The sequence below is a fragment of the Arenibacter echinorum genome (assembly GCF_003259375.1).
GTDB classification, from domain to species: Bacteria; Bacteroidota; Bacteroidia; order Flavobacteriales; family Flavobacteriaceae; genus Arenibacter; species Arenibacter echinorum.
In genome coordinates, this window is sequence record NZ_QLLN01000001.1 from 572753 (window position 1) to 597304 (window position 24552).

14 protein-coding genes and 1 tRNA gene are annotated in these 24552 nt (G+C 38.9%); 10 read left to right on the plus strand and 5 right to left on the minus strand.

Annotated elements, in window-relative coordinates:
* Positions 1-8 precede the first annotated feature (8 nt).
* Positions 9-1592: a SusD/RagB family nutrient-binding outer membrane lipoprotein gene (locus tag LV92_RS02500; protein ID WP_111622084.1), complete on the plus strand. Its 1584-nt coding sequence runs from the start codon at positions 9-11 to the stop codon at positions 1590-1592.
* A gap of 281 nt (positions 1593-1873) precedes the next feature.
* Here LV92_RS02500 and LV92_RS02505 read toward each other — a convergent pair whose 3' ends face one another.
* The 4 genes from LV92_RS02505 to LV92_RS02520 all read right to left on the minus strand — a co-directional run bounded on the left by LV92_RS02505 (position 1874) and on the right by LV92_RS02520 (position 8712).
* The gene (locus LV92_RS02505) at positions 1874-3058 is read right to left on the minus strand and encodes an FG-GAP repeat domain-containing protein (protein ID WP_111622085.1); all 1185 of its coding nucleotides are present in this window, start codon (positions 3056-3058) and stop codon (positions 1874-1876) included.
* Positions 3059-3112: 54 nt separating this feature from the next.
* Positions 3113-5995 (minus strand): PVC-type heme-binding CxxCH protein, encoded by a 2883-nt coding sequence (locus LV92_RS02510; protein WP_111622086.1) that lies wholly within the window; start codon positions 5993-5995, stop codon positions 3113-3115.
* A 52-nt stretch (positions 5996-6047) separates the two neighbouring features.
* Positions 6048-6686, minus strand: a complete 639-nt coding sequence (locus LV92_RS02515) for a 3-keto-disaccharide hydrolase (protein ID WP_111622087.1) — start codon at positions 6684-6686, stop codon at positions 6048-6050.
* A 103-nt stretch (positions 6687-6789) separates the two neighbouring features.
* Positions 6790-8712, minus strand: a complete 1923-nt coding sequence (locus LV92_RS02520) for an FG-GAP repeat domain-containing protein (protein WP_111622088.1) — start codon at positions 8710-8712, stop codon at positions 6790-6792.
* Positions 8713-9076: 364 nt separating this feature from the next.
* On the opposite strand from LV92_RS02520, the gene LV92_RS02525 reads away from it, so the two are divergent.
* Both LV92_RS02525 and LV92_RS02530 read left to right on the plus strand, forming a co-directional pair.
* Positions 9077-9150, plus strand: a tRNA-Pro gene (locus LV92_RS02525).
* Positions 9151-9376: 226 nt separating this feature from the next.
* The gene (locus tag LV92_RS02530) at positions 9377-10624 is read left to right on the plus strand and encodes a site-specific integrase (RefSeq protein WP_085496253.1); all 1248 of its coding nucleotides are present in this window, start codon (positions 9377-9379) and stop codon (positions 10622-10624) included.
* A gap of 675 nt (positions 10625-11299) precedes the next feature.
* Here LV92_RS02530 and LV92_RS02535 read toward each other — a convergent pair.
* The gene (locus LV92_RS02535; RefSeq protein WP_085496657.1) at positions 11300-12412 is read right to left on the minus strand and encodes an ISAs1 family transposase; all 1113 of its coding nucleotides are present in this window, start codon (positions 12410-12412) and stop codon (positions 11300-11302) included.
* 276 nt (positions 12413-12688) lie between these two features.
* On the opposite strand from LV92_RS02535, the gene LV92_RS02540 reads away from it, so the two are divergent.
* The 7 genes from LV92_RS02540 (at position 12689) to LV92_RS02580 (ending at position 24104) form a co-directional block, all read left to right on the plus strand.
* Positions 12689-12910, plus strand: a complete 222-nt coding sequence (locus LV92_RS02540; protein ID WP_085496254.1) for a hypothetical protein — start codon at positions 12689-12691, stop codon at positions 12908-12910.
* Between the two features lie 1306 nt (positions 12911-14216).
* Positions 14217-15389 (plus strand): BF3164 family lipoprotein, encoded by a 1173-nt coding sequence (locus LV92_RS02555; RefSeq protein ID WP_176225580.1) that lies wholly within the window; start codon positions 14217-14219, stop codon positions 15387-15389.
* Between the two features lie 34 nt (positions 15390-15423).
* Positions 15424-15864 (plus strand): DUF1573 domain-containing protein, encoded by a 441-nt coding sequence (locus LV92_RS02560; RefSeq protein WP_085496262.1) that lies wholly within the window; start codon positions 15424-15426, stop codon positions 15862-15864.
* A 99-nt stretch (positions 15865-15963) separates the two neighbouring features.
* The gene (locus tag LV92_RS02565) at positions 15964-18171 is read left to right on the plus strand and encodes a hypothetical protein (RefSeq protein ID WP_085496264.1); all 2208 of its coding nucleotides are present in this window, start codon (positions 15964-15966) and stop codon (positions 18169-18171) included.
* 353 nt (positions 18172-18524) lie between these two features.
* Positions 18525-20216 (plus strand): O-antigen ligase family protein, encoded by a 1692-nt coding sequence (locus LV92_RS02570; RefSeq protein ID WP_085496267.1) that lies wholly within the window; start codon positions 18525-18527, stop codon positions 20214-20216.
* A gap of 72 nt (positions 20217-20288) precedes the next feature.
* On the plus strand, positions 20289-21185 hold the full coding sequence (gene lepB, locus LV92_RS02575) for a signal peptidase I (RefSeq protein ID WP_085496269.1): 897 nt from the start codon (positions 20289-20291) through the stop codon (positions 21183-21185).
* A 189-nt stretch (positions 21186-21374) separates the two neighbouring features.
* Positions 21375-24104, plus strand: coding sequence for a hypothetical protein (locus LV92_RS02580; protein ID WP_085496271.1), 2730 nt, complete (start codon positions 21375-21377; stop codon positions 24102-24104).
* The last annotated feature ends 448 nt before the right edge of the window (positions 24105-24552 follow it).

The following is a 24552-nucleotide window of genomic DNA, read 5'->3' on the forward strand; positions in this document are numbered from 1 at the left end:
GATATTTCATGAAAAAATTATCGATAATACTCAGTATTGTTATGGCCACGGCCATTAGCGGGTGTACTGAGGCAGATTTTAGCGAGAATTACGCCAACCCTTCGAAGGTATCGACAGCAACAGTAGAGAAGCAATTTGCTGGAATGTTGGTTGCCAATAAGGATTACGTTCTTCCCGCCTATTGGAACTATTTCGTAGTGCTTAGAACTACTTTAACACGTTATACGCAAGCAGTAGGTTGGGTAAATACTTCCAACCAATATGTTCCTGGAGAAGCAGGAATTGGAGGTCGTTGGGGTAATTACTATGATTTCTTGGCCCAATACAGGGAATTGGAGAAGATTTACAATAACCTTACTCCAGAGGAGCAGGCAGATTTAAGGGTTTATATGCTTACGGCCACAATTTACCTCTACGACCATACTCAAAAAGTAGTTGACTTACATGGTGATATTCCGTTTTCCGAAGCGGGTCGCTTAAGTCAAAATGGAGGAGATTATTTAAATTCATTACCTGCATACGACACTGCTGAAAGTATTTATACTACCATGTTGGATGGTTTAAAGGCTTATTCTGACGAATTGAACAGTATTAATGTTAGTGCAGGAATCATGGTAGGGTTTCAGACCCAAGATTTTGTTAACGGAGGTGATTTAAGTGCTTGGAAAAAGTATTGTAATTCCCTTAGACTAAGAATGTTGACCAGAGTTTCCGGTGTTTCTGAATTCCAATCCAGAGCGCAGTCTGAAATTGCTGCTATTTTGGCCAATCCAGGACAATATCCTTTAGTGGAGGAAAATTCTGAAAATATTCAGATCGATGTTGTTAGTTTGGATACTCCGATAAACTCTAAAGGTTTCAGGAGTGGTTTGGAAGACTGGGATGGTAATTTGGCAGGTAAGGCCATGATCGATCACATGTTGGATAATACCGATCCAAGATTAAGAGCTATGTACGAACCAGGAGAGTTTGCAGGTAGCGACTATTCAGGTTTAGATCCATTGCTAAACGAAAATGACCAAACTACTTTGGTAGCTACTGGTACATTATCTAGGTACAACCGTTCCACTTTAAGTAGAAATGAATACTTCCCAGGACTTTTGTTTACTGCTGCCGAGGTAAGTCTTCTTAAGGCGGAATATTATTTGAATGCCAGTAATGACGCTATGGCACAAGCTAGTTATGAGGATGCTATTGAAAAATCAACTGAATTTTACTATGGTCTACGTGATTTGAGTGCTGACGGAACGGCTATTGACTTAGTTCCTACCAATGATACGGAAATACAGGCCTATATTGGCAGTACAGATGTAAATTGGGACAACGCAACTACCGATGATGAGAAATTGTCCTTGATCGCAACTCAAAAATGGATACACTTCAGTGTACTTCAATTGCCTGATAGCTGGGCGGAACAAAGAAGGTTGAATTTACCTGATTTTTCTTTCCAGGTAGATAATGCCAACGAACAAACATTGCCACCTAGCCGTTGGATTTATCCAAACAGTGAGCGTGTTTATAACACTGATAATTATAATACAGTTAGCGGCGAGGATAATTTGACCACCAAATTATTCTGGGACGTTAATTAAGGAATTGAGTTAGTTTTATTTTTATTTCCTCAAAAGCCCGATACATAAATTGTATCGGGCTTTTTGTTTTGAGTATTTAGTCATTGGTGAACTTAAGTGAAATTAAAGTAGTCCTTTTTAGAATAAGCTTTGAGCGGGATACTTTAAGGTTGTAGTAAACAGTATATCCGCTTTTGACCATAGGTAATGTGGTTTTAGTGTTGTTAATTCCGGACATGGGATAATTAAAAAAAATCTTCCATGTAAAAGGAGTTTCCCTAAACCATTCAATTCAATTTAATTTAATTCCCCATCCTATTCTCAAAAAGAAAAACGCCATTTTTATTAGCAATCACGATGTCCGGTTTTTTGTCCATATTCATGTCTTCTACAACGATATTAAGGCCTGCACCTGAATCATGGTCAATTAGGTGCTCCTTGAAATAAGGGGCGTTTTCCGGAGTAAATTCAATATAATAGAGAATAGGGGCATCACTGTCCCCGGCATCATTTCCGTTATGTGCCAAATATCGCTTCCCTGTAATTAATTCATTACTGCCATCTCCGTTTAAATCGGCCATAATAGTAGCATGCGTCTGTGCCGTTGTAGTGCTTATTAAATGTGTATCAAAGTTTTCCCCTTCTTGTCGTTCATGCCACCAAATACCAAGGGCATGGGCCGAGGCAGTGACCACATCGTTTTTACCGTCGTTATTTACATCCAACACTTGCATGTGGGAGCAGGGATCACCTAGGTTGGTTGTGTGAAATCTCCAATTGCCTGCCTTTTTATCCGTTTTTCCTTCAAACCATCCTTCCGGAATAACCACATCATCCATACCATCATTATTAAGGTCTCCCAGTCCAATGCCATGGGAAAATCGGTCCGTTCCAGGTACATTTTCAGTGCTGATAGGAAATCTTTTCCATTCGGTATCCCCTGGATTCAACGGAGCCTGTAGCCAAACTATCTGCTTTTTATCCACATCACCACAAAGGATATCCAGCCTGCCATCACCATCAATATCTACAAAACCCGGTGATTCATTGGAAATGCCCATTCCGTCGGCTATAATATGCTTTTTCCAAACCCCGGATTTGTTTTTGGGGTTTTCGAACCAGAAACCAGGTTTTCCGGGATAATCTATGATAATCACATCATCCCAGCCGTCCAAATTTACGTCCATACCCAAGTTAAGGAAAGATTCACAGTATTCCTTCCACGGATTAAAGGTGCGGGAGGGAGCCATCTCGTGGCGCGTCCAAGAAGGAGCTTCAAACCAATAGTAGCCCGCGACAATATCCATCAACCCGTCCTTGTTTAAGTCTGCCACAGCAACACCCTCAGAAATAAAATCCCGCGTTAGGACAGTTTTTTTGAATTCTTTTGAGGTTTCGGTCTGACCATAGGTCACCACAATACAGCCGAAATATAAAATAAGGCCACCTAAAAGCTGTCCAATAGTCCTAGTTGTTTTCCTTTTCATTATATAGCCTGTTTGTAGTTCGAAAATTAGTTATTTTTAGTTGAAAATTATTTGCTATTGTTCACTTAATAAATTGTCAATGAGCACTATTTGTGTTTTATTTTCCTCGGATTGCCCAGTATATAATTGGTCTTTGAAATCCTGTAATAATTTCTTGGATGCCATTGTTTTCAAAGCTCCGATCCTTTGAAGCGTATACGTTAGAATAATAGGATTTTGTGCTTTCCGGGCCAATTGGAGGGAACGTTCAGGGTCTATGGGAATCAAGGGTTCGGTGGCGTACCATAACATTAAGGGTAGATTGTGGTCTGCCATGTCTTCCGATTTTTGAACCAGTGTCTCCAAAACGTCCCATCGATTTGCGGGTGTTAAGCGAAGCAAGCCCGAAGTCAGGTAGAGTCTTACCAAAGGTGATGGATCTTTTTTTGCCATCCTTACAAACTTTTCTAAGGTGGTTGGTGATACCTTCTTATCCTCGGTCAGTAACTGTATGGCCCAACTTCTAAGATATTCATTGTCACTGCTCAATAAATCATTTAGTTCCTTTTCATTAAGCCCTTTGGTAACATGTAAGGTCCATAGTGCTCTAAGTTTTCTAGTTACGTCTTCATTATCGGCTAGAATCTTTTTAAGCGAAGCATGTACTTCTGGATTGCCTCCTCGCTCTTGTAAAATTGTCCTGGCCTGCCTCACGTAAAATTCGTTGGGATGTAATTGGTAGTTGACCAGTTCCAGGTCTGAAGCTTTGTTTAAATCTACTTGTACCCATTGATCATTTTTGTGACTGATCTTAAAGATCCGTCCTAAAGTTTTGTCATGCACATCCGGGTTGGAACTGTGGCATTGATTCTGATCGTACCAATCTATGGCAAATACCGATCCACTGGGGTCGTATTTAAAGTTGAGCCATTGTGACCACGAATCGTTCATGGCCAAAAAGTCTTTATTATGGGAACCAACATATCCTGACCCCGAACGGGTAAGTTGATCATTGTTAAGTTTGGAACCATTAATATTATTCATAAAAATGGTATTGTGATATTTTTTAGGCCAGGTATTTCCTCCCAAATAGATCATTGCCCCCGCATGGGCATGGCCACCTCCGGCGGCTGCCGACCTAAAATTGCCCGCATGTGGACCCCTATCACCTAGCCAGTGTACATGGTCTCCTATAGTCTTAATATCATCATAGGTATAAGGATTAAAATGATTCCCTGCCTGTCTTTGGTAGCGTGCCCCTTGAATTACGTGATAGAGATGTGGAATTACGCAGACCGTGATGAACGGATGTCCGTAATCGTTAAAATCAATTCCCCATGGATTACTACTCCCTTCGGCAAATACTTCAAACTCATGTCTTGTTGGGTGATAGCGCCATACTCCTGCGTTGATTTTGGTTCTTTGGTTGTCAGAAGCGCCGGGCTTGCCTACATTGGAATGTGTAAAAACTCCCTGAACACCATAAAGCCACCCATCCGGTCCCCAGCGCAGATTGTTTAGTACCTCATGGGTATCATCCAATCCCCAACCATCCAGTAATTTTTGAGGTGGTCCCGATGGCTTGTCTTTTTCAGCATCGATTGGAATATATAGCAAATACGGGGCTGCCCCTAACCATACTCCTCCCATGCCCACTTCTATGCCGCTGACCAGATTTAGACCTTCGGTAAATACCTTTCTCTTATCCAAAGTTCCGTCACCATTGGTATCCTCAAAAATGAGAATACGGTCTTTTCCCTTTTCTTCAGGGGCGGGAGTAGGGTAGGTATGAGCTTCAACGACCCAAAGTCGACCGCGTGGATCCAGGGTAAAGCTTATGGGGCGAACCACATCGGGTTCTGAGGCGGCCAAAGTTATTTTAAAGCCTTCGGGCAAGGTCATGGCCTTTGCTGCTTTTTCACCAGAAAGACCAGAATTGATAATTGGATCCAATGGGGGCAGTACAATAATATCATCCTTATTTAATTCATTGGGAAAGTAGGGTCGAGTAGGGTAGAACCGGAAGTCATCAAAATTTATATGTGCCCATTTATCATCCTTTATATAAGGAATCTGTGAGATACCAGTTTCATTATCAATAATGCGGATAATTATATCCTTATGTACATAAGGTTCAAGGTCTACTACCACAGGTTGTAAGGTGGCCCTACCTTGTCCTGTTGAACTAAAGATAACCTGATTGGTTTCTGCCAGCACCAATTCAACGCGGGTATCTGCCAATGCACCACCCGATACCTTAAAGGAAGCATAGGGATGGGTGATCTTGAAGGGAACAGAACTTAAGGTGCCGGTAAGTTTGTAATTTGTGTTACCGCCACTAGTTAGAAAGTAGTCGCCATTAAAGGAGATTAGTGCATCGGCCTCATGCACAGGGGAAGGGTCTTGGTCGTATAGTGGCGATTTAAAAGCATCTCCAGTGGCTGTCCAATCTTGTAAAGAACCAGTTTCAAAACCTAGGTTCAGCGGTTTTCCATTTTTTGTGGGTATATCTCCCGCAATGGATGGTCCTGATAGGTCTCCCTCCACGACCTCAAATTTCCCCACCATACCCGCCGCGCGATGTCCAGGAACCGTACAGAAATAAGTGTCATTTTCTATTGCCTTGAAGGCGATACTAGTACTTGACCCCTTTTCCAATAGGGTGCCACTCTTTATTCCCAATTTCTCCATAGCAATATCATGGGTCATGGTTTCGCCGTTAGTAATTGTAATGCGAACGCGATCTCCTGGGTTGGCCCTTAAGGTCGGATTTCGGGTTCCATCTTTGGCAAAATATCCCAGCATGGTAGCTTCCAGTGCATAGTCTCTGTCAATAATCGTAGTATCCTGAACAGTTTGTTGCGAAGTCTCTTTGTTGCTCTTTGTTCGGCAACCAACAAAAACGATCAATAGCATTAGGGTTGCGGAGATGCGGGATATTAAACGAAGATTGCTCATGGGTCCGGGTTATAGTTGGTGTGGTTGATTATATTTGAGAGCTCTAATTTTTTTACTTTATTTCTTCAATAAAAATATCTTTAAAAGCAACCAGTGCTTTACCGTCACCATGAATTTGCAGGCCTATTAGACCCGTCTGTGGTATGGTCATGTCTTCTTCGGTATAATCAACCGTCATGTGACCGTTGATGTAAAGACGTATGTTCCGATTTTCGGCCCTAATTTCATAATCGTTCCAGTCGTTTATGTTTATCCAACTAAGAACTTTTAGGGAGTCGGGAGCCATCAACGTTTTATTTCTTCGGGATTCATCATAGAGGCTTGCCCAATAGTTTTCGCCCCAATCTGCTTGGTAGCCTGTCATTTCATAAGGTGGGTCTATTAACCTTTTACTTCTAAATTGGATGCCTGAGTTGATAAATCCTTCATTCCCAATTAATTTTATCTTTAGTTTAAGAATGAAATTGGCATAAGAACGCTTAGTGCACAGGAAATCATTGTGAGGAACAGTTTTATCCAAGGAGCCTCCAGTGATAGTTCCATTTTTAATCCGCCAAGTAGATATGGTATCGCCTTCCCAACCAGAAAATGTTTTCCCGTTGAAAAGAGAGGTTGCCCCTGTAGCCGTCTTATTTTTACATGCCATCAATATAAACAGCAGTAAAATAAAGGATAGTAGTAAACGTTTCATTTGGCTTTGGTTTACAGTTGGATTAACTAGTGATGACTACAAATTAAGCTAAAGAATTAAGAAAACCTACAGACCCCACTTTCCCCTGAGATTTAAAAAGCTGTTAGTCCTTTAAATAGTAAAAATGTCCGTCTTCGGCACCGATCAATAAATTTGGTTTTCCATCCTTATCCCAATCAACTACGGTTGGGCTAGTGCTGTGCCCTGCAAGCTTGGTTTTGACCAAATTTCCTTTTTTCTTAAAAACAGTGTTTCCGTTTGATTCCCCTAAATTCTCGTACCATTCAATATTTTCACTGTTCGCCAATAGGTCTAGGTCCCCATCGCCATCCCAATCGGTAAACTCTATTTTTCTGCGTCCACTACTACCTGCTTCACGCTCGTTTAAACGCAGTTGGTCTTTGCCCATTTCTCCATCGGCATTTTTAAATATTCGCTGACCTGGTTTTAGATATAGCTTGTCCCGCTTTTTAAAACGTTCAAAAAAGGCCAAGTAGCCTTCGTGATCTAACATTACCAAATCCATTAGTCCGTCCTTGTTCCAATCTATTGCGTATGGCGTTGTTCTCCATTGAGTGGCCAATTCATCTTTTTCCGGATTCCACCAGTTCCATTTGGGTTTTGGAACCTTGTTTTTTTTCCAAGCCACTTTGACACCTCCCATTTTAGCAAGTTTGGGAGCTCCTTTAGTACCTGTATTTTTATACCATTCCACTTTTCCAAATATGGAATTCAACAGAATATCTTTTAAACCATCACCGTCCCAATCAGCGACCGTTAAAGTAGTATAGCCCCATTTGCTTTCAGCCGGCCCTTGAATGGAACCACTGTTGCCAGCCATTATGCGTATTACTTCCCCATCGGCTTTCAGATATATGGGTTCTTTCCATTCGGGACTAACACCTCCATCCAAATTCTCGATAAAACCTATGTAACCGGCCGAATTTCCACAGATTAGATCCTCGTCTCCATCATCATCCCAGTCAACACTAAATGGGGTGACCAAGGCACCGAATTTGAGATTTTGACTTTTCTGTTGGATATATGTGGGCGATTTAAAAACTGGCATTTGATTACTTACTACACCTGTATTTTCAATAAAGACAACCCTACCGTCCTCGTCGCCAACAATAAGGTCTATTTTAGTATCGTTGTTCCAGTCAAGTGCCACGGGCCTCATCATTTCCAGATCCATTTTTAGGATTCCATTATTATTTTCAAGAAATCTACCTGTAGCATAGACAGGGTTTTTACGATTTCCTATATTCTCAAAGTAGCTAAAACGATCAATGAATTCCCCGCAGATAATATCCAAATCCCCATCACCATCAAAATCGGCTATGTTGGGGGTAGTATTGCCATAAACATCTATAGGATTGTCACCTGCTAGGATTTTCCCATCATTTCTATATTCTCCGTTGTCGTTGGTCAATAAATAAAGGTATCCACGAAGATCTCCGTTGGTCCATTCCCCTTTGTCGTTAAAGGCATTGTCCCAACCATACTCACTCCAATCATCTATTCCTACGATGAGGTCCATATCCCCGTCATTGTCATAATCAACGTATTTCCAATCGCTAAAACGCTCTTTATAAAGATCAAGTAGCTCGGATGCCTGGTACAGACCTTCTGGCCGAGTATATCCATATTTTCTAAAGTTGTCGTATTCCAAGCCAACCCCCAAAACCCTAGGTTCCCCTTCCACATAGGAGATGGAAACATTCCGCATACCGTCACCAATTTTGACAGGAGCATCAAAAATGAGGTTCCCTTGTTGATCTGTGGTTGAGTTTTTGAACAAAAATGTGCCATTAAAAGGAACGTCGGTACAGGAGATAACCAAATCCAGATCTCCATCTTGATCGTAATCCATGGGCAAGGGATTGGCCCAGAGTCCCACCGCCAGATCTTTGGTAGAGGTGGTATCCTTGTATTGTAATCTTATAAGGTTGTCCTCGGTGGTTTGACCAATGGAAACGGCAGTGCTAGTTAGGAAAAAGCAAATGATTAATCGTTTAAGCTTCATAGGTAGTTTTTTCTCTGTTTTTTATGATGGTTGTTGAATTAAAAAATTCAAATTAGTATTTATTTTTCAATTGACCAATCTTTTATTTCTTGGGACTAGTTGATTGATTTCATATTTTGATAGGTGTTGGATAAGGAAAATTTGGGTTAGTAATACTAAGGAGCTGGAATTTAGGGGATAAGTAAAAAAGATTCATTTTTTTGCCAAAAGAGTAGGGTTAAATTGTTTGATCTTTCCTATTTTTGCAATCTCATTTTCGGGATGTGGCCCTTCGTCTGCGCTCAGGACAGGCTGCCCCACAGAGGATTCATTTATAAATGGAGATTCTGAAAAATAATAGAAGTATTGAGCAAATTTGTAGTATCGGGATGTGGCGCAGTCCGGTAGCGTACACGGCTGGGGGCCGTGTGGTCGCAGGTTCAAATCCTGTCATCCCGACTTGACTAGTTTCATCTAGTCGCATGACGTTGCAAATCACCTGATTTGCAACGTTTTATGTTTTTAGGGGGTCCAGATGAAACCACTTGAAACTACCTGAAAACACCCCTCTGGTGTCCATAAAGGGATTTTGAAACCACAGTATTTTTTGTACATTGAAGTAGCTTTAGAGGGTATTTGACCCTGTGTTTTTTACCGTTTATTTATTAATTTAAAGCTATGTAATATGTTAGAAAACAGTAGATTATCGGTGGTATTTGTCACTCGAAAATTGAATTTGGAAAATGGGAACATTAAGATCTATGCTCGGGTCACCGTGGATGGAAAAAGAGCGGAATTCAGTTTAAATCGGGAATTGCCAGTGTCCCTTTGGGACGAAAAACGCAAAAGAGGTAAGGGGTTTTCCAAATATGTAATCTCTCTAAACAAGTATTTGGATCAGGTTTTTACGGGATTGCACGAGGCACACCGGCAACTTTTGCAGGAGGAAGTTGACATTACTTCGGCCGGAATAAAGGCTCGATATTTAGGAGAGGACGATAGGGGCAAGACACTGCTCGATTTGATAAGCTATCACAATACCTCCATGATCAGCGTCCTTAGAAAAGGAACTATGAAGAACTATTACAGTACGGAACGTTGTATCAAGGAATTTTTAAAAGAGAAAATGGGCGTTGAGGATATTCCTCTTAAAAAACTGAATTATGGTTTTATTGTAGATTTTGAACAATATATACGGAAGTATAAACCGGCCACACGAATGGGTTGTGCCAATAACGGTGCCATGAAACACATGGAGCGCTTAAAGAAGATGTCCAGGCTTGCCGTAAAACTGGAATGGTTGGAAAAGGACCCCTTTATCAATTATAAACTACGTTTTGAAAAAACAGAACGTCAATTTCTGACGGAAAGGGAACTGCAGCTCATTGAGGATACCACGTTTAATATTCCAAGTACCCAACACATAAAAGACCTGTTCATTTTTGCCTGTTATACGGGTTTGTCTTTTATTGATGTTAGTGGGCTAAAAATTGACCATTTGGTAAAAGGAATGGACGGTAACGATTGGTTATATACTAAAAGAACAAAGACAGATGAACCTTTGAAGATTCCTTTGCTACCCAAGGCCATGGAAATCATTGATAAATATAAAAGCCATGCTAGTCTGCTTGAAAATGGAAGATTATTACCTATATACAGCAACCAAATGATCAACCGCACCCTTCGGGATATCACAACCGCCTGCGGTATTCGTAAAAAGATAACCTTTCATGTAGCCCGACATACCTTTGCCACGGCGATTACACTTTCCAATGGGGTGCCAATTGAAACCGTTTCCAAACTTTTGGGGCATACCAAGCTTTCAACTACTCAAATCTATGCTAGAGTGGTTGAAAAGAAGGTAGGGGAGGATATGCAGAATTTGATGGCTACGATGAAGCTAAAAAAGGTTAGAGCTGAGGAAATTTATTAAGCTATAAAATAATGTTTTGCGGCTGTTTGAACGAATTCATTCAGGCAGGTTATGTAACTTTGCTTTGGGTGCGGCATAAAAAGTAAAGATTGAGATTCTTTACTTTTTTGAGTGTCCCGATATGGCTATCGGGAGGTGTGCTGGCGTATTTGGTATTTGTTTTCTCAGGCCCTCGCTGCATCTCGTACAAATTTTTTAAGATTATCAATCTTCAAAAATTATGTGGTCTTCTAAAAGTTTCTTCTAAAAAATTAATGGAACACTTTTTATGCTAGCCGACAATAGGAGGGGAGTGTAATATGTGTGGAATGTTATTTTTACTATTTTCTCCAAAATATGTTACGGTTTTCCGTAAACGATTACTTGTTAAATTTTGATATATTTGATTTAGACCATTCAACACAAAACATCAATTACCACTAGTTTAATGATAGAGCGTATTAAGAACTATTTAAGTCTTATTTCTAAAGAGATTGAAGAACATTTATATGAAGAATTTGAAATTAATAGCGATATGGCTATTTCGGAGTGATGGGTTCTTCCTCAAATTTGGGGAAGAACCGTTTATCAGTGCCACCCATTCCGTTTCAATCTGTGCCACTTAAGGTAAAAAAGAAAAAATACTCCAGCTTTTGCTAGGCACATATTAAATGTAAGCTATTACCCAGGGCAAACTCACACTTTTATTCCTAATATTTTGGTCATATAGTTATTGTCATAGGCCGCTTTAAGTCTTTTGCCTTTTAAGCCTTGCTTGGTCTGTTTGTCCTGTCTCAACAGGTTTAAGGCAATTTTGCTCAGTATCGAGAAGTTTTGGGCGGCATTTCCCGCTCTTTTTCTTGATGCATCTTCCGAGAAGGCGACATCCAATACCCAATGTAATTTATTTTCAATTCCCCAATGTAGGCGTATCATTTTCTGGAAGGCCTCCGCACTGTTCTCCAAGCTTGAGATATAATATCGGGTAGCCGTTTCTTTGGATCTTGCACTATTTTTAAACTCCCTGATGCTTTCAATTTTTATGATGCTCTTTAATTTGGTCCATTTATCCGTGTTTTCTATAAAGTCAAAAGTATTGATGACACTACAGCTACGTGTCTCTATTCTACCATGGCCCAGGTCGTCATGGATATGGGTCCCGATAGCTTTGCCAAATCTAAATTCATCTTCGATATCCCGGTGCAACCGCTTTTGATTGTCCTTTACGGCCAAGATGTAATCGGCCCCTTGCCCAACATTGGTCTTGGCAATATGTTCTTGGCAACCCATGGCATCTATGGTGATTACACAGTCTTTTATGGCAATAAGCTCCAAGAGTTTTGGGATGGCGGTAATTTCGTTGGACTTCTCGCAGACCTTGACCTGGCCCAAAACCATGTTGTTGTCACTGGCCCAGGCACTTACCATATGAAAAGGGGACTTCTTTCCATTGGATCTGGATCCTCTTAGCGTTTTGCCATCAATGGGGATAACCTCGCCATCGGTAAGATCGGCCAATCCCGATACCCAGCCCATAAAGCAGGATTCGAACTGTTCTGGATCTATTGATGAGAATACACGGTTGAAGGTGTCATCGGAAGGTATGCCATTGGGAAGATCCAGGAACGAACGTAAAAAATCCTCTTTTGCCCTGGCGTATGTTTCCATATCTTTCCATGTATCCGCGGCACAGATCACCGAAATTATACCAATAAGAAGGATATCGTCCAATCTGTGAAGCTTGTTTATATCGCTCCTGGGGTCGTCCATCTTGCTGAAAATGGACTTGAAATTGTGGATTGTTTTCAACAACAATCAATTATCAGTACAATATACAAATAATCGACCTAAAAAACAACACTTATTTACTTGAATTACATCTATTTGGATGAAATTTTATTGAAGATGTATTTATTGGAAAGTGTGAGTTTGCCCTGAGCTATTACCTAAGTTTTTTTTTCTTTTATAGTTAATATTTTATTACAAAAAAGTAAGAAATAGTGTATATTAAATAAATAATCTACTAATTTTATTAATGTGTATATACATAAGTAATTTTTATTAATCTTTTAAAAATTTTTAATTATGAAAACAAAAAATTATTTAAAATTATTAGGTGGTTTATTAGTAGCTGTTGTGATGGCGGTTAATTATGTTAACATTAATAGTAGTTCGGCAAATTCTTTTTCTGTTATAGAGGTTAAAGATGCCAAGGCATCTGGCTTTTGTGTTTACAGTGATTGGGATACATGTATTGAAGAGGGTGGTGGTGAATGGTATACACTTTATGATTTTGAAGAAATATAAAAGTCTCATGGATTATTCATTGTTTTACTTTGTACTATCATATTTGTTGTCAAGTTAAGGGGGTTCTGCTAAATTTTATTGATTTATCTCAGATGAATAGACTGTAGTTCAAAGTGTATCCAAGTATGATTTGCTTTAACGTTTTGGAGATATGTTATTTTGCCTCTTGGATTTATTATATCATAGAAGGGGAATTTGGCTTAGATTCAATTGCTATTGAAAGTTTTTGATGGGAGTTTTCCTTCGGGGGTATCCCCGAAGGAAAAATTCCCCAAAAAAGTCAAATAGTTGTGTTAAGAGCTACAAACAAATGACCTTGGAACAAAGGTCTGTTGTTGAGTGGAAGTTGAAAAACGGCCTTAAGAAGATAGATATATTCATAAAGCATCCATTGCCGAGTCGTCCCTTTCCCAAGAGCAGGAAAGGAACTAGGGAAGACGGGGCGTTAACAATACCAAAGATACCGAAATAATTGTAGACGAGCGAATGAGGGAAGGACATGTGAAAAAGCGTTTTACGCCCAAGATGTAGCTTTATGAATGGGACAAGCTCTGGAATTACTAATGGTCCCTCTAAGTGATAACAAGTAGTGCACGTCTGAGGGATATAGATATGGTCTGTCGTGAGCGCATCTAAATAAGGATATGGGAGGACAAGGCTATTGGAGGTAAACTTTACAAGAGTTTGAGGAATTCTTACGTAAAATATAAACGATACTGAGAAAAGACAATAGTGGGCATACTGGGAAGGGTCGCCATAGATAAGTTCCTCTCGATTGTGGAAAACAAGAAAACTGTCGGGAACTTCAAGGAAGACCTTATCATCGAAAAGGGGCATAAGGGTGCATTTTGGACAGGTGCTCCAGCTTACTGTTAGTCGAAAATGTCGGTGGAAATGCAATCGATAAGTTCTTCAAGATCACAGTAAATGCACAAGAACTTTATAAGGAATGAATCCATATTAATCCAATGACAAAGGTAAGGAGATCTCTGGGCATATGAAAATCGCCAAGAAATCGGTTGTAATGTATTTTTCATATATCCATAAGTATCTTGGGAACGGGCATCAATGAGTATACCAACAAATTATTGAGAAAGTATTTTTCCAAGGATTCACCTTTGGGCAACGTGCAAAACAACCAAATTGGTCATGTAGTTAAATTACTTGATGACAGATCAAGGAAAAAATTGGATACGGAACACCCTAAAAAGTATTTTTTGGATGTATTCACAAAAAATCAAAACATACATATGCTAGTATAATCGACCTTGTGATGATTAATTATTTTAAGTTGCGCTTTGTTTTTATGATACGTATTTTACGAACATGTTATAGGAATATTTATAAAGGATTTTATAAGATACATCCGCCTCTACATATATACTGTTTAAAAATACTAGCAACGTGTGTTCTGTTGGGTTGTGCTAACAACTACAATAATCCGTTAAACGATTTTTCTAAAGATAATGAGATTGTACTGGTAGGTGAGGAAATCCGATTTCAAAGCGACACAATACTATTTCGGCCCCGTAAATTCGAAGTTTATGACACCTTGGCCATTTTTAATGATAATACAGGTGAGGCGGGTTTTAGTATTGTCAATTTAAAAGATGGCCGTTTAGTAGAGAAGTTTGGTTTTGCGGGCAATGGAGAATCCGAAATGAATATTAATGCAGTTTCAATGGAAAATGGTGTCGCAAACAATGATTCAGTTTTTAGTATTACCCAGGTAAACTCTCCGCATAAAATCTTTCGCTATAATTGGGACAGTTTATTAAATAAATCTGAATACAGGCCGAAACCTATTTTTTATTCAACAAAAATTACTTTTTCGAATACTTATTTCTTGAACGATTCAATTCTATTCGGTAAGTTTTTAACTTCAAATATGGATAACAAAACCTTTGGCGTTTTGAACCTCTATACAAACAAATTAACAACGGGTATTGAAGTACCCGGAAATGAAAATAATAAAACCCAAAGCGAAAAGGATTCTTTGTACTTCAAATATTTAAATATGAGAATGGATAATAGAGTAGCCTATAGACCAGGAAGCTTCCATGAATTTGCTTGTTTTTCTGGTAAAGGAGCAGTAATTCAAATAATATCGGTTGACAAAAATTATCGTTTAAAGAAAAAATATCAAAAAGTATACTATCTGCCTACTTTTAATCTTCTTGTAGGACCAAATTCAAAGAAAATTGTTGCAGGGAAGGACAGTAAAAAAGGCTTTCGCAATATTGCGGTTAGTGATAAAAATATCTTCGCCCTTTACAGTGGCCCTTTGTTGAACGACAGTGATGAAAACTTCAATATATCCGATATTGTCTTGGTTTATGATTGGGAAGGGAATCCAGTAAATAGAATTAAATTGGACAGAAAAGTGAATACAATAGCTATCGACAGAGAAAATTTCACACATTTATATGGAATGATGGACTCTAACAAATTAATTAAATATGTATTATCTGAAAACTAGTCAGTAAAAGTTAGTGACTTAATTATTTTAGAAAATGGAAAATGAATACAAAATATTGCTATGGACAATATTACTTTTTATTGGATTGACTGGATGTAATCAAAAACACAAAGACAAGAATAATGAATATAATTTGGAATTTAAGAATGTGCAAAACGATAGTGTTAAGATTGAGTTTATTACAAATACTACTATCAATATAGGTTCCGTTAAGATAGGCGATACAATTAAAAGGGTTTTTAAATATAAGAATGTAGGGCAACACCCATTTTTAATTTATAACGCAGAGGCTACTTGTGGCTGTACGGTAGCTTATTTTAATGATAGCCCTTTACCTGTTGGAAAGACTGATTCGATAATTGGCATCTTTGTAAGTGATGAACACATGAAAGGTTTTGTAAACAAAGTAGTGACTGTTAACAGTAATTCACCATTATCCCCATTTTTATTGACATTTTATGGTAGGGTGGAATGAAACTTTGGCTCTTTACAGTACTATAGAACCAATGATTGTTGGCTTGTTACATTTATTAAGCATAAGGGCTATTCCACTTCATATTCTATTTTGTTTCCAATGAGTAAAAGATTATTTGTTCTTTTGGTAAATCTACAAATATTGGTATTTTTTCTTCTCCTATTCTATAATTGTGTGGATTTAAGAAGATATCCATATCCGAAAGGTGTGCTTTCCTCTTTAGAAAAAGCGGGGGAAAATAAAATGGAATTGATTAAAGTGCTAGATCATTATAAAAAGTATCCACAAGACAGTTTAAAATATAGGGCGGCCTGTTTTCTTATATCTAATATGAAGGGTCATTTTTCATCAAAAAGGATTGAGTCCTACCCAGATTTAGTAAAAGAATCATTTAAAAAAATTGACTCGCTTACCAAAGTAATCTTCTTTCATGAGGCAGATACTTCACTTTTCCGGTTTGCAGATTATCTTCATAATATTCTAGACACAAAGGATTTCGCTCCGACAAAGGGCTTTGTAGATTCCCTGATAAAAAGAACTTACCCTGATACTGTTGACGTAAAATTCCATAGAAAAAAAGTTGTACATTTTGAGCACTTTGTAGATAGTATTGGCAAGGAATTGCTATTCAATATCCAAACGGAAAATCAAACCAACGGAATTTATCCCGATTTGAAAAATATCTCCTGCAACTGGTTGATTGACCATATTGATAATGCGTTTTCCTGTTGGAAGAAGTCCCCTTTTGCAAGGGATTTGAGTTATAACGAGTTCAAGAACACCTTGTTGACATATAGGAGCATGAATGAATCTGTGGATACATATTCCAGTTATATTAATAATTATTTTTACGGTATTGTTCATTCTAATGATTCTTTAAACCTTGCTAATACCGTGAGACGCTTAAATTTTGCCACCTATTGTCTCGATGTTTTCGAGGACAATGGCCATAAAATCGGAAATTTAGGGTTTTACGATATTTTACAGTTTTATAAGTTCGATTGCGACCGACATTCCGAATGGACAGTAAGGGTATTAAACGCATGTGGCGTTCCCGCTTATTTGGACTATACTTCGGGTTACTTTAACAGGGACAAAATACATTATGGGGTATCGGTACGGGATACTTCAGGAATTTATCACCATTATTCCCCTAAATGGCAACAGTTAGGTGATTACAGGCATCAAAACGAATTATCCAAAATGTACAGAAATATGTATGTCAAACAGAGGTGCCCAAGAACATTGGCCAGCATTAATGAATACGTCCCGAATACATTCAAAAACCCATATATGAAGGATGTAACCGAGGAATACCACAAGGTTACCACCTTTTCAGTTCCCTACAAGTTTAAGAAGGATAGTACCAATAGAAAATTGGGCTATTTGGCGATATTTAGCCCTAGAGGCTGGAAGCCCATTGCCTGGGGAGAGATTGATTATGACCGTAAAAAAATCAATTTTGAAAAAGTTCCTGTAAATGCAACTTATATTGTTGGTATCTATGATTCCAATGGGTTCATTCCAATCTCCAACCCATTACATATCGATTTCGACAGAAAGGTTATGGAAATAGCTCCCAACAACAATCCGATTACCTTACGACTTACTCGTAAATTTCCCTTGAAATACCATTTAATTGAGTTCATGAAGGATATGATTGGCTCCAAAATACAAGGGGCCAACAGCGCGGATTTTTCGGATGCAATAGACCTCTATTCCATTGGCTCATCAGACATTTTGGATTTTTCAGTGAAAGCCTTACCTATTTCGACAAAAAAGAAATTTAGGTATGTGAGGTGTATTAGTAATGGTAAACCGCTTAATATTGCAACTTTTGAGGTGTTCTCTTCAGTAAATCAAAACATGAATATTGTCAAAGGGTCGGAACCTTCTATCTTGTCTGAGGAAAAATTAAGAAACGTGGATGTTGGTCTTTATACAAAATTGAATGGTAACCTTTTACCTTCAAGCCAAGATGTAGAGCGGGCCTTGGATGGCAACCTAGAAACATACGTTACAACTTTTTCCATAGGTATCGATTTTGGAAGCCCTCAGCACATTTCACAAGTAAGGTTTGCCCCCAGAAATGCCAACAATGGAATAGTGATTGGGGATAATTACGAGCTTTTATATTACGATAAGAGATGGAAAAGTGGAGGCTCCAAAATTGCAGAGTATAACTTTTTAAAATTTGAGAATGTACCCGAGAATACGATATACTGGTTAAGAAACAAGGACCACGGTAAGGAAGAATTACCCTTTGTTTATAGGGACGGTAAGCAAATATTCGTAAACGAACGTTAGTTTAACAGGTTTCGGAGTTTGTGAATATTTTTTTCATTTTACATGGACTATATGGAGATGTGGATAATTTCCGATTATTGTAATACTCACTTTCTATAAAATTTGAAAAAGCCTTAGCCCCTTGAATCCTGAAAGTTATTTTGCAAAAGGACATTGAAATGACACTTAAGATAGATTGTACCAAAATTAGAATATTAAGATTAGAACATAGTATTAACTTATTGATAGTGCTGTTGTTATTCTCTCTATACGTATTTTTGCCATCGATTGATTTCTTGCCATTTCGACGCTCCCCAGTGACCGGAAAATTTATTATATTCTTACTCGCAACCCTATTAATCGTCTGCTTATTTTTGGGAAAGCTGAAAGTTTCTGATGAATCCTTTTCTATTGGCCGGATAGATATTTCAATTCTTCTACTCGTGGTTTATATAACGTTCAATAGATATTTTTTTCAACCCACTTACGGTTTTTCAATAAGGTTCTACGAATTGCTGGGGTTGCTGGCATTGTATTTTGTGATAAAATCGCTTACACCTAAACATCATTCTTGGCTACTTATTGCGGCCATTATCGGTGCCAATATCCAAATCATTATAGGATGGTTACAATTATACGGCTTGATAGAATCTAACAGTTCGGTTTTAAAGGTAACAGGTGGTTTTTTTAACAGTGGCCCCTACAGTGGTTACTTGGTAGCCGTTTTTCCAATTGGCCTACAGTTCTTAAAGAATGGTAATTTCCTAATTGAAGATGGGAAAAAATATATTAATATACGAAAAGCAATCGTTCACTTTGCTGTTGTTTTAAACATTATTGGGTGTGTGACAATAATTCCTGCATTAAGATCGAGAGCCGCCTTTATTGTTATTTTCTTTACTGTAGGATATATCTATCGCAAGAATATTCAGTCCTTTTTTGAAAAAAACACAAAGAAAAGGGTTGTAAAGGTTTTGTTGGTTTTGGGGGCAATATGTTGCATGATTACTTCCATTATTTTTATATATAATTTTAAAAAAGGGTCAACTGAAGGGAGGTTGTTGATATTGAAAACTACTGTGGAAATGTTGAAAGATAGGCCTGTTATGGGTTTTGGCTATGACAGGTTCCATAGTAACTATATGCTTTATCAGTCAGAATATTTTGAAAAACACAATAACATAAAAATGGCGCTAAGGGCAGGGAATACAGCTTATGCCTTTAACGAACCATTACAGTTTTCCGTAGAAAATGGAATATTAGGATTGTCAATTTTGTTGCTAGTGCTATATTTTTTAATTATTAGAAGAGGGACTTTAAAAGAAAATGAACCATTGTACGAGATGGCAATGGCCGGAATTTTGTCGATAATTATCTTCTCACTATTCTCGTATCCTTCTAAAATTCTGCCTATTAAATTGGTGTTAATCCTTTACGTGGCAATTTTATCTGCAAACCAGGCTAGTTCCTTTTGCAACCGTTTTAAACCCCAAAATAAATCAAAATCAAGATCATTTTACATACTATTGATTAGTCTATCTATCTCTTGCTTACTGTTTTATAAGACACTGAAACTAGCAAAAGCTTATTATGTTTGGAATAATTCCCACGAAAATTATTTGGATAAAGATTTTAATTTGGCAGTTAAGGGTTACAGGTTAATATACCCGTTTTTTGATACCGACGGGAAGTTCCTTACCGACTATGGTCTGGCTTTATATAGTGCAAAGGATACATATGCTGCCATTAATATATTGAGCAAAGCCAAGAATTATTCTAATAATTCCGTAATAGAAAATGTGTTGGGGAATTGCTATAAGGAAATAGAAGATTACAAAAATGCTGAAATATGTTATCAACGTTCCATTAATATGGTTCCAGGAAGTTTTAGGAGCCATTACTTATTGCTTAAAATGTATTCCGACAACAATCAAATGGAAAATGCTGTGAATGTTGCTAATAGAATATTGAATTTAAAGGTTACAGTTCCTTCCGAGACAACGTTTGAAATAATAAATGGAGCAAAAAATTTTCTAAAACTTCAAGGTGTGAACTATGTTGATTGATTCGACAATACCTGTTGTTTATGGTTGCGGCAGGCACAATCAATTAAAAATGAAATCATTATAACTGTAATTATGGAAAAGCGTTTGAATTTACGACTAAAGATAGCTCGCTTTTTTTTTCTTAAGCTATTAAATGTCTTATTTTGGTTTTTTTTGAGTACGATTGTTTTAAGGTTATTTTTTTTTGATGTTTTCCATATACCAAGTTCTTCGATGGAGAACACCTTACAAAAAAACGATTTTATAATTGTTAGCAAGATTTTTTACGGCAGCCCCCTAGCAAAAATCTTAAAAGAGCTGAAATTTAAGCAAAAACCAAAAATAAACGATCTTTTAGTCTTCAGCGTAGGTAAAGAATCAACGATATACGTGAAGAGATGTGTTGGTCTGCCAGGTGACATAATTGAAATAAAAGACACGGATATTTTTATTAATGGGCGATACGCACACCCTCCCCGTACCTCGTGTCATTTTCGAAAGGTTTGGTACCGAAATTTTAATGACTTAAAAGAGTGTATGAATAAGGACTCAAGCAGTATTATACAGAAATATTCCGGTTACGTTATAATCAATCTTGATTTGAACCAGGAAAAATTGCTTATGGGTTGTAAAAGCGTCGATTCGATCGGGGCAATCGAGCCAGACGCCAAACATAATAACTCAATGATTCAATTCCCACCCTATTCGGAAAACAACATGGATAAATTTGTAATTCCCTACAAAGGATTAAAGATTAGCTTTGAGTCAAACAAAATAAAGGATTATCGTGATATTATGGAATGGGAAGAAGGGGGTGAAATTGGAGAAGAATGTTCTTTTTATTATGATAATAAAGAAAGTGAATTTTATATTTTCAAAAACGATTACTATTTTATGATTGGGGACAACAGAAACAAGTCTATTGACTCTAGGTCATTTGGCCCTGTTGCCCAAAAGAATATTATCGGAAAAGTAATATTCAAAATATAAAACAAGCTTTCTCTTCTTTAAGTATTTAGGTCGCTAATGTTTAAAGAGTAAATTTTTTAAAGCATTAATACCTTCCAATAGGATGGTATTTCATTTTAAATAAATTCAAATGACTAACTTAAGTACAAACTCTAGATATCTAGATATTAAAGTGTGCGTTTGGTTAGAAGTTTACTATTCGAAATAAAAATGTCAAGAAAGTTTATCATTCTGCTATTATTGTCGATTTCAACCTCCGTTTTTTCACAAGATAGGTGGTCGCCCGAAAAGATCTATTTGCAGCTTGCCTCCGAAGTGTTCGCTACCGACCAAACTATCTGGTTCAAGGCCATCGTAACCGATGCAATTTCCCACCGTTTCACGGAAATTAGCGGTGTACTTCATGTTGAATTGATTGGTCCAGACGGGAAAATCGTGTCGCGTAAATTGGTCAAGTTGTCCAAAGGGGTAGGGAGGGGGTCTTTTGAACCCGAAAAGGGCTTGCCGGAGGGCCGCTATCTGGTACAGGCCTATACCCAATGGAACAGAAACTTTGGGGATGATTTCATTTATAAGCGCTACGTGGACATTGTAGCTCCTTGGCCCTCAAACAACCCGAAATTATTGGATTCCCTAAAACTGGAGAAAGTAGGTGACGGGCGGTTCCTTTTGAGCGCTAAGGTTAGGTCAGACGCCATAGAATCGACCGGGGCCAAGCAGGTACAGGTCGCCATAGAAAGAGATAAGGGGAGCGACACCCTGCTTATAAAAAGAAATGGCCATGGAGCTTATGCATTTGAATACGAGATGCTGGAAGACCCTAGCTGGGTGACCGTGACAGTAGAGGGGCTATCCGAAACGGTCGTCCTGGATCAAAACGAGGTAGACCTGCAATTCTTTCCTGAAAGCGGTACGTTAATTGAGGGGTACAGCAACAAGATAGCGTACAAGGCCATAGGCATCGACGGCAAGGGAAGCAGGGTCCAGGGAACCGTTTTCGACGACAGGGGGAAACATATCATTGATTTTGTGTCAAACCGTTTGGGAATGGGCTATTTTTCAATTTACGCCGAAAGTTCCCGTACCTACCATGCCGAAATTCGTTCCACGAACGGACCGAAAACCATCGTAAAATTCCCTTTGCCCAAATCGGCATCCAATGGAAGTATTATCTCTGTTCAACGAACTGGCAAAAATATTTGGGCGGGGGTATACTCAAATGTCCTTTCCGGCAATGTGTATATCAAGGTCTCTTGCCGGGGGCAGGATCTTATTATGATAGAGGGTCCGTTGCGAGACGGATATCTGTCCAAGAGCCTTTTATCGGAGGCATTGCCAGAGGGCATACTCGTCTTTACCCTGATGGACCAGAACAAAAATACCGTTGCGGAGCGGCTGTTCTTCAATGAAAAGACCGAAGACCATTTGAAGGTGGACCTGGCTACGGACAGGGAAACGTATGCACGGCGCCAACCTACCCAATTGGATATCCTTATCACGGGACAAGATTCCGTTCAGGGCCCCGTAGAATTGTCCGTTTTGGCCATCAATTCAGTACAGGGCCAGCATACGTTTGGGAACATTAAATCCTACTTTCTTTTAAGTTCGGAACTGCGGGGAACGATCGAGGATCCCGATTACTACTTTAATTCCCAGAATACCGGACGTGCCCAGGACCTCGACGCCCTTATGCTCTCCCAGGGCTGGCGCCGTTACAAATATCCTGCAAAACGCATCGAGAAGACCCTTTATTGGCCTCAGTCTCGCCTCGAGGTCAGGGGCTCGGTACAGGCCCCCGGAAGGAGCAAACTCTCTAAGGAAGGCGTGGGGCTTACCTTATCTTCCTTCTCAAAGTCACCGGTCTTCTACTCAGGAACCACCGATAGTCTGGGTAACTTCAGGTTCATGATGGAGGATACCTATGGCCCACCCATGCGGGTCCTACTTACGGTAGATGATGGAAAAAAGGGGAATAAACTTGATTATAGGATCAATTTGAATAACCCAAAGCCTCCAAAAGTAACCTATGATCGTAGGCCGGCCTTTCGTCAACTGGATACCCTGATCAGAAGTGTGGCCGTGGCGGGAATGGAACGTGTCCGAACAGAAGCCATATTAGATTCCCTCTATGGGGTTACGCAACTGGACGAGGTGATTGTTACCGACAACCTCTTAAGTCCCGAGCGCAAAAAACTTTACGACAAATACGGAGAACCAGATGGGATCGTCAATGGAGATGATTTAAGGGCAAAGGAGAAAAAATGGTCCTATGGGCTATACAGTATCCTTCTTTTCAATTACGGAGATCAGGTATTTATTGAAAAATATAGCGACGGGTTTATGCTTGCGCATGTCAGAGCGGGACAGTATGGAGCCGTAAGATATCAATCCGGACGCGGTATCGTACCGGGAAATCCAAAAAAGGAGGGGACTTTATTGATCGTCGACGGTAAACCGCTTGACAAACACCAATATGGTCAGGTGTCCAATATGTCCCCCGAAATTATAGAGCGGGTAGAACTTATCCAGTACGCCAGTTCCTTTAGGAGCTTGTACCAGAGTGTTTTTCCAGAGGTAAGTCCCATGAATACGCCATCTCTTGGACATATCATTTCTGTGGTTACCAAAGGCGGTTTAGGTATCAATACTTCCATAAGGCCGACACCTGGCACCTTTAATACGTCTGTCGAGGTCTTTTCCCCGGTCATGGAATTCTACACCCCAAAATACGACAGTCCGATTCCCACCAAAGAACAAAAGCCGGATCTTAGGGCACTTATCCACTGGCAACCCCATCTGAGCACTGATAAGTCAGGAAGCGCATCGGCTCGTTTTTATAATGGAGACGTTCCGGGCGACTATATAATTGTTGTAGAGGCTATTTCAAGGGACGGGCGCGTCGGTTATGGAAAGAAGCATTATGTTGTATCAGAAAAGTGAGTTCAAATAAATGAAGTACATCACCTCGTTAAAAGAAACTGCGTTTGGTGAGACGTTAAATTCTAGTTTTTTAAAGTCCCATAAAACGAACGTAACCGTTGCACAAGCAAATAAATTATAAAAAAAACAAACTTCTATAACTCCCTTTTAAGGCAGTTTCTCTTTTTAGGTCAGCAAGTAACCGGATATTTTTGGAGGCCTTTGCAAACCAGCTTTCAACAAAACCAACACGGGCAGCCGTTGTACAAGTCCTAATTTTTAGAAAATCCAGCTTATTTAAACCGCTTTACAGGCTTTCTTTAATGCATCAGTGCCAGCCATCCCGTTTTAAATTGTACCACTTTAAAGAAAACAAATAAAATTCCCCACTGGCTCGTGCCTTCCCTTAAATTGGCTGGCCAAACACCGCTCCTGTCCAACCTCTTTGCATATTATTGACTAAAAATCC